At 34.0% G+C, this 8,365-nt stretch carries 9 protein-coding genes; 7 read left to right on the forward strand and 2 right to left on the reverse strand.

Going from position 1 to position 8,365, the window contains the following annotated elements; all coding sequences use genetic code 11:
- The first annotated feature begins 78 nt into the window (after positions 1–78).
- The 7 genes from dcm (at position 79) to M0Q17_RS04080 (ending at position 6,851) form a co-directional block, all read left to right on the forward strand.
- On the forward strand, positions 79–1,074 hold the full coding sequence (gene dcm / locus M0Q17_RS04050; protein WP_295083559.1) for a DNA cytosine methyltransferase: 996 nt from the start codon (positions 79–81) through the stop codon (positions 1,072–1,074).
- Entirely contained in the window at positions 1,075–2,103 is a 1,029-nt protein-coding gene (locus tag M0Q17_RS04055) for a DNA adenine methylase (RefSeq protein WP_295083561.1), read from the forward strand.
- Entirely contained in the window at positions 2,103–3,173 is a 1,071-nt protein-coding gene (locus M0Q17_RS04060) for an HNH endonuclease (RefSeq protein ID WP_295083563.1), read from the forward strand. The genes M0Q17_RS04055 and M0Q17_RS04060 overlap by 1 nt, the downstream gene beginning before the upstream one ends.
- Positions 3,170–4,231, forward strand: a complete 1,062-nt coding sequence (gene dxr / locus M0Q17_RS04065) for a 1-deoxy-D-xylulose-5-phosphate reductoisomerase (protein WP_295083565.1) — start codon at positions 3,170–3,172, stop codon at positions 4,229–4,231. The genes M0Q17_RS04060 and dxr overlap by 4 nt, the downstream gene beginning before the upstream one ends.
- Before the next feature lie 87 nt (positions 4,232–4,318).
- Positions 4,319–5,296, forward strand: coding sequence for a tRNA (adenosine(37)-N6)-threonylcarbamoyltransferase complex transferase subunit TsaD (gene tsaD, locus M0Q17_RS04070; RefSeq protein ID WP_295083567.1), 978 nt, complete (start codon positions 4,319–4,321; stop codon positions 5,294–5,296).
- Between the two features lie 192 nt (positions 5,297–5,488).
- Positions 5,489–5,992, forward strand: a complete 504-nt coding sequence (gene tpx, locus M0Q17_RS04075) for a thiol peroxidase (RefSeq protein WP_295083569.1) — start codon at positions 5,489–5,491, stop codon at positions 5,990–5,992.
- 103 nt (positions 5,993–6,095) lie between these two features.
- Positions 6,096–6,851 (forward strand): TIGR04219 family outer membrane beta-barrel protein, encoded by a 756-nt coding sequence (locus tag M0Q17_RS04080; RefSeq protein ID WP_295083571.1) that lies wholly within the window; start codon positions 6,096–6,098, stop codon positions 6,849–6,851.
- A gap of 3 nt (positions 6,852–6,854) precedes the next feature.
- Here M0Q17_RS04080 and M0Q17_RS04085 read toward each other — a convergent pair whose 3' ends face one another.
- Positions 6,855–7,406, reverse strand: coding sequence for a GNAT family N-acetyltransferase (locus M0Q17_RS04085; RefSeq protein ID WP_295083573.1), 552 nt, complete (start codon positions 7,404–7,406; stop codon positions 6,855–6,857).
- Positions 7,407–7,412: 6 nt separating this feature from the next.
- On the reverse strand, positions 7,413–8,365 hold a 953-nt coding region (locus M0Q17_RS04090), incomplete at its 5' end, for a helix-hairpin-helix domain-containing protein (protein WP_295083575.1).

Genomic DNA, 8,365 nt, shown 5'->3' on the forward strand with positions numbered 1-8,365 from the left:
GTATAAAAAATGAGGAAGTGTTATGAAAGTTCCAAATTTAATTAATTCCAATAAGCTATTAGAGGGAAAATAATAGAAATGTTAACCTATATTGATTTATTTTGTGGAGCAGGTGGTTTTTCACTTGGTTTTGATAAATCAGGATTTCAAAATATTTTTTCTATAGATATTCAAAAAGATTTTTGTGAAACATATCAAGCAAACTTTCCTAAGCATAAATTAATTCAAAAAGATATAACACAGCTTGAAAATGAAATGATACTTGAATTAACTAGTAGTCAAGAAGTTGATGTGATTATAGGTGGACCACCATGTCAAGGTTTCAGTATTGCAGGTAGTATAGGAAGAAAATTTATAGATGACCCTCGAAATAGATTATTCAAAGAATTTGTAAGAGTAGTAGGGGTAGTTCAGCCAAAATACTTTGTTATGGAAAATGTTGCTAGATTATATACACACAATAAAAATAAAACGAGAGAAGAGATAATAGAGGATTTTAATAAACTTGGGTACGAAGTAAAATGTCAAATTTTAAATTCGGCTGATTATGGTGTTCCTCAAGTTAGGAAGAGAGTTATATTTTTAGGTTCAAGAGTTAATTATAATATTACTTTTCCAATCAAAACTCATACAAACTATAAAACAGTTAAAGATGCAATAGAAGATTTGCCAAAGTTGAATTCAGGAGAAGAATCGACACTTTTAAATCATAAAGCGATGAAACATACACCGCAAATGCTTCATAAAATGAGTTTTGTAAAAGATGGTGGAACGCGAGAACATATACCTCAGAATGTGAGACCTAAAAGTGGAGATGTAAGAAAATATATAAAATATAATAGTGAGAAACCTTCTATTACTATTACCGGTGATATGCGAAAAGTGTTTCATTATTCCCAAAACAGGGCTTTGAGTGTTCGAGAATTAGCAAGACTTCAAACATTTCCAGATAGTTTTGAATTTAAAAGTAGTAGCATTGCGCAACAACAACAGGTGGGCAATGCTGTTCCACCATTAATGGCAGAAGCAATTGCAAAACACTTAAAAAATATGATAGAAAATAGTAGCAATTAAATGATTTTTGATAATAAATACCCAAAAGTAAATTATATTGGGAATAAAGAGAAGCTAGCTAATTGGATATGTGATTATTTTCCAAAAGACATACAATCAGTTTTTGATGCTTTTAGTGGAGGTTCTTCTATTGGTTACGAAGCGAAAAAAAGAGGTCTGAAAGTTGTTAGTAATGATATATTAAAAATCAATTATTATCTAGCTAAGTCATTAATTGAAAATAATCAAGAGATATTAAATGAAGATGATTTAAACATACTTTTTAGTGGTAATACAATAAAAGGATTTATGTATAAAAATTATTCTGAGGTTTTCTTTTTTCCACAAGAGTGCATGGAATTGGATTTATATAGAAAAAATATAGATAAATTATCTTCTGAATATAAAAAATCAATCGCGTACACTTTAATCCGTAGAGCGATGGTAAGAAAAATGCCTTATTCAAGGTTTAATCTAAATTGGGAAAAAATCAAACAGCTTAGAGATGAAGAGTATAGTTATGCGAAATATAAAAGAAAAAGAGCGTATCATAATGAGTCATTTAAAAGTCATATTATAAAAAACCTTCAAGATTATAATAAAGCTATTTTTGATAATCAACAATCAAATGAAGTATATAATGATGATGCATTTGATTTGTTAAACAAAGTTAGTGCAGATGTAATATATTTAGACCCGCCATATACCGGAACTATGAATAATTATTTTGGATTTTACGGTTTAATTGATGAGTATATTCATTCTAAAAAATTAAAGCCCTTTGAAAATAACTTTATAGATAAAAAATCTTCATTAGAACTTTTTGACAAGTTATTTTCAAATCTTTCAAACTTTAAATATTGGCTTTTGAGTTACAACAATAATTCATACCCTTCAAAAGATGAATTAATCAGTATAATCAGTAGATATTCCAATGATATTCAAGTTATAGAAAAACCGCATGATTATAGAGTAACAGGCAAAGATAAAAAGAGTAAAAATACTGAGTATTTGTTTATCATTAGAAATAATAAATTTGAGGAAAAATAATGGCTGAACAAAAATATGAAAAATATTGGAGTGTTACATTAGCATATACTGCTATTTATGGGAAAAATTTCAATTCAGTTTTAGAAGTAATAGTAAACTTTATAGATAATAATGATACATCAAAATATACACCATCTTTATACAATAATCTGCAAAACGAGGTAAGTCAAGTTAATGGCTTAAAAGATACATCATTAAGAAAAAGTATCAACCAGTTTGTCAAATTAGGTTTTATAAATTATCAATTAAAAACATATCATCCATTGGCAAAATTATTTTTAACTTCAAAGTTAAAACAACAGAAGAAGACAATTTTTTCTAGAATTGTTTATGAAAATTCAAGTTTTGATAGAGATATTACAGTTAGTTCTCAGAAAAGAGAAATAAATTTTTTACTAAAAACTTTAGAAGAACTTGGCAGTCTTACAAAAAAAGATATTGTTGCTTTAATGACACAAAATATTAATGATTTTCCAAAAGGGTATTTAACTGAAAATGAACTTAATAAAGCAAAAGAAAATGCGGATGAAATAGAATTTTATTTAAGAAAATATAATCAGGTTAATCATTTTAAATCTATACTAGGATATTTAGATGATTTGATTTTTATTGATGGAGTGTTGTATTTTGAAGAAGATGCACATATTATACTAAAAGAAAAGTCAACTAACAAAATATCTAAACGAGATAATTATTTACACAGGATTTATAAAAATCAATTAAAAGAAGAAGTATATGAGAAATTACATCAAACAAAATGTATGGTTGAAAAATTATCTTATCCTTCATTGGTTGCAAGTCATATTAAACCATTTATTCAATCAGATGATAAAGAAGCTTATGACCCAAACAATGGGTTGTTATTAAGTAGAAATATGGATATTTTATTTGATCAGGGGTATATCTCATTTCAGGATAATGGAAACATAATATATTCAAATCAACTTAGTGAAGATGTCAAAGATTATTTAAGTAGTTATACTTTAGACAATAATTTTATAAACAATAAGAGATTAGATTATCTTGATTATCATAGAGAAAATATTTTTGAAAAAAAGGTTTTTATTTGATACTTCTAGGTTCTACCGGTTCTATCGGCGTAAATACATTAGAGGTTGCAAAAAAGTTTTCAATAGTAGTTGAAGCTCTTGTCGCAGGCAACAATATAGAACTCTTAAACAAGCAGATAAAAGAGCATAATCCAAAAGTTGTGGTCATTGCGGATAAAGCAGATGTCTCAAAAGTAAATCACAGTAGCGTTTTTTATGGGCAAGATGCCATCTTAAAAGTGATAGAAGACTCTTCAAGTGAGTTGGTTGTAAATGCTCTCGTTGGCTTTTTGGGGCTTCATCCTACACTCACTGCTTTATCATGCAACAAAAGAGTGGCTCTTGCAAACAAGGAGTCTCTTGTCGCATGTGGCTCATTTATAGACACTTTAAAGATTCAGCCCATAGACAGCGAACACTTTGGGCTTTGGTACTTGATGCAAGAGAGACCTTTTGAGCGGATGATTATCACGGCAAGTGGCGGTGCTTTTCGTGACTGGGATATAAAAAAACTTCGCAACGCTACTCTTGCAGACACACAAAAACATCCAAACTGGTCTATGGGACAAAAGATAACCATAGACAGCGCTACTATGGTTAACAAGATATTTGAACTCCTAGAAGCTAGATGGCTCTTTGGAGAGGGAAAATATGATGCAATCATTGAGACAAAATCACTTATCCACGCACTTATTGACTTTAAAGATGGCTCAACAACAGCTCACTTTGCAAATGCCAGCATGCAGCTACCTATTGCTTTTGCACTTAACGCTAAAATGGATGAAAATATACTCCCTCATGTGGATTTACTAAAAGTCGGCTCTTTGGAATTTCGTGAAATCAGAACAGATAGATACCCAATCTGGCAGATAAAAGATGAACTTTTAAAAAATCCTGCAAGAGGAACAGTCATAAATGCCGCAAATGAAGCTGCAATAAAGAAGTTTATAGCTCGTGAGATAGGCTTTATGGATATAGCAAAAAATATCATAAAAGCCTACGAGAAGTTTGATACAATGCCAAAAAGCGTAGATGATGTGTTTGCAATAGATAGAGAAGTTAGAAGATACATAGGATAGCTTTATATAACTATAGGATAGAAAATTTTATTTTTGTACTATGGTTTTGAATATTTATGCTTAAATATTTTACCAAAAGGATAGATCTTGATACTCTCAATTGAAAGCTCATGTGATGACAGTGCTATTGCAATAACTGAGATTGCTACAAAAAAACTTGTTTTTCATAAAAAAATATCTCAAGAGTTGGAACATAGTGTTTATGGTGGGGTTGTTCCAGAGCTTGCAGCTAGGCTTCATGCAGAAGCGCTTCCAAAGATTTTAGAGGAGTGCAAGCCCTATTTTAAAGATTTAAAAGCAGTTGCGGTTACTTCTTCTCCGGGGCTTACAGTCACTCTTATTGAGGGAGTCGTTATGGCAAAGGCCATCTCTATCGCTCTAAATATTCCCATAATCGGAGTAAATCATCTTATCGGGCATATATATTCTTTGTTTATAGAAAAAGAGACACAGTTTCCGCTAACTGTTCTTTTGGTATCAGGCGGGCATACGCAGGTTATGGAAGTAAAAAACCTTCAAGAGATAAAGACGGTTGCAAAAAGTATGGATGACAGCTTTGGAGAGAGTTTTGACAAAGCGGCAAAGATGATGGGACTTGGTTATCCGGGGGGACCGCTTATAGAAAAGCTTGCACATGACGGAGATAGAAAAAGACACAACTTTACCATTCCTCTGCATCAGTCACCACTTATTGCCTTTTCATACTCTGGACTAAAAAACTCAGTTAGACTAGCTGTTGAAAAAGCTAATGAGAGCGAGTACAAAGACATAGCGGCTTCTTTTGAGTATATTGCGGTTGCGCATATTGTTCAAAAACTCAAAAAGTATTTTAAAACAGTTCGGCCAAAAACTTTTGCTATTGTTGGCGGTGCTAGTGCAAATCTCTATCTTCGCTCGCAGATAGAGAAGCTTTTAAATCCTTACGGAGCAAAGCTGCTTTTGAGTGAACTACAATACTGTTCGGATAATGCTGCGATGATAGGAAGGGTTGGAGTTGAGATGTATGAAAAAGGTCTGTTTAGTTCGCTTGAGGAGTTAGAAGTTTGTCCAAAAAGTGTCATTTAACTTAAGAAATGCTTGGCGTTAAGAGGGCTTTTTTTTAATTAAGAGTTAAATTATCCCATTTCAAATATACTTCTTCTACAAAATGTAATAAATCATATTGACACGAATGTGTCAAGCTTTAGTGCCTTGGTGGCTAGCGTAGATGGTGGAATTGCTTCTGACATCGTTTAAAATAAAATTAAGGATTAAAAAATGGCAACTACAAAATTCAAAGGTACAGACGTAGAATTATTAGGAAATGAAGTAAAAGTCGGTGATAAAGCACCTGAGGTTACGGTTGTAAACTCTGATGGTTTAGGTGATGTGGTAGTTGGTGGCGCGCAAGGTGTAAAGCAGCTAATTATCGTTGTTCCATCATTAGACACTGCTGTATGTGCTGCTGAAACTCGTAACTTTAATACAAAAGTTGCAAAATTAAATGGTGTTAAAACTACTGTTGTTTCTATGGATTTACCGTTTGCATCAGGAAGATTTTGTGCTGCAGAGGGAATTGACAATTTAACTGTTGCATCAGACTTTAGAAACAAAGAGTTTGCAAAGGCTTATGGAGTTTTACTTGGCGGTTCTGTTCTTGCAGGCGTTACATGTAGAGCTATTTTTGCGGTTGATGCAAAGGGTATCGTAACCTATAAAGAGATTGTCCCTGAAATCACTGAAGAGCCAAACTACGACGCTGCAATCGCTGCAGTTAAATAATCAATTAACCTCCTTCTTCTTCTCTTAGTATAGGGTTTTTACCCTATACCAATCAAGTAAAATTTTGATACAATAATCCTATCTATTTAGAAGGATTTTATATATGAAAAAAGTTTTATACACCCTTGTATGCACAGCAGTTCTGGCTTCTAGCGCTATGGCTGATATTGCGCGAGTTGAGATGGGTGCGGGTGCATGGATGCAAACTCCAAAAGGCACTGCAACCTATACTGATGGCGGAGCTGATGGCAGTTACACTTCAAGCGAAAAAGATAGTACAGAGGCTTATGTTTGGATGCTTATAAAGCATCCTGTTCCTATATTGCCAAATCTTAGGTTAGAGTATGTAAGTCTTGAAGACAGTGGTGTGGCAAGTGGGCAGTTTAAAGATTTTAATATTGGCACGGGAAACTTTACCACTCTCTCTTATGATATGAAACAGTATGACATTATTCCCTACTACAATATTCTTGATAACACAGCTTGGATAACGCTTGATTTGGGTTTAGATATTAAAATCATTGATGCATCTTACACGGCGGCTCCGTCTGCGCCATTTGCAGGCTATAGCGACAGTGTAACTTTTGCTATTCCGCTTCTATATGCAAGAGCAAGAGTTGAGATACCATCAACAGATATTGGTCTAGAAGCAGATATAAAGTACATTACAACGGGTGATTCTACTGTTTATGATATTAGGGCAAAAGTTGATTATACTTTAAGCTTTATTCCAGTTATAGAGCCTGCTTTAGAGATTGGTTATAGAATGCAGAAGTTAGATATTGATGAAAGCAGTATTGATGCGATACTAGATCTTGACTTCTCAGGTTTTTATGCGGGGTTAATGGTTCGTTTTTAGATTTTAATCCATCCATTTTTGAGGGTCGTAGCCGTCACTTGGTCGCACGACTCTCTCCTTTGGTAGCTCTTTTACCATAGTCACTACTTCGGCAGAATCAACGGGACTTTTGCCTAAAGAATTTTCAACCTCTTTAAATCCATGCCTTTTAAAAAAACCAATACTTTTTTCACTCTTTAGTACACTTACGCTCATCTGCTCAAAAAGTGCCCCCGCTTCTAAAAATAGCTGCTCAAGCATAGCAGAACCTATGCCTTTAGCTCTAAATTCAGGTTTTACCCCGATGGTAAGAACAGGCGTTTTCTCATCTATATAACCGTTTGCATTATCCTCTTTGCTTAGCACTCTTATCCATGCTGCACCTGCAATTTTATGCCCACTTAAAGCATAAAGTCCCAAATCTTTTGTTGAGAGACCGTAAAATTTACTGTAAGTTTCTAGCTCTAAAACATCTTTAACAGTTTTAGCGACTTCATCAAGACGATAGGCGAAGTGCAGTATGCCGGTTGCGATTTTTTGCTCTGAGGATCTTAAAAAATATAGAGTTGGTGTCATCTTGTATTACGCCAGAGATAGTCCGACTTTTCCTTTTTCTTCATCTATTGAGATAACTTCTATTTGAGGCAGATATTGGTTGAGAGATAGAACTTCAAGCGGATGAGAGACTCTTTTTGCACTCATCTTTGAGATGTGAATCATGCCGTCATTTTTTAACCCAATATCCACAAATGCCCCAAAGTCTGCAATATTTCGCACAACTCCCGAGACAAAACTTCCCACTTTTAGCATCTTTATATCCGTTATGCCATCTTTAAACGGTATGGGCGGTAACTCTTCTCTGGGATCAAAACCGGGCTTACGAAGCTCTTTTATGATGTCTTTGAGTGTCTCTATTCCAACACGAAGTTCTTTTGCTTTAGCTTCTATATCTATCGTTGTCAAATCCAAACCGATTAGTTTCTTTGCAACTTCATAACTCTCAGGATGGATACCGCTGTTATCAAAGGGATTTTTTGCATCTTTTATGCGGATAAATCCTGCTGCCTGCTCATAAGCTTTTTTGCCTAAGCCTTTTACTTTTAAAAGCTGCTCTTTTGTTTTAAAAGTTCCATTCTCTTCTCTAAAAGCTATGATATTTTGGGCGATTTTTGAGCCTATTCCTGCTACATAAGATAAAAGTGAAAGTGAGGCTGAGTTTATATCCACTCCTACTCGGTTAACCAAATCAACAGTTACATCTGTTAGCTTTTTTTCCAAAAGTTTTTGGTCAACATCATGCTGATACTGCCCTATGCCTAAAGATTTTGGGTCAATTTTTACAAGTGCCGCCATCGGGTCTTGGAGTCTTTGAGCGATAGAGATAGCGCCTCTTATGGTTACATCAAGATTTGGGTACTCCTGCGAAGCTATCTTTGAAGCGGAGTAAACTGATGCTCCCGCTTCTGAGACAACTGTGTAGTTGAGCTTTGCTCTCTCTTCTTTGTTGATTCTCGCCAAAAACTCTTGCGTCTCTC

Origin of the sequence: Sulfurimonas sp. (genome assembly GCF_023229105.1) — a bacterium.
Taxonomy (GTDB): Bacteria; Campylobacterota; Campylobacteria; order Campylobacterales; family Sulfurimonadaceae; genus Sulfurimonas.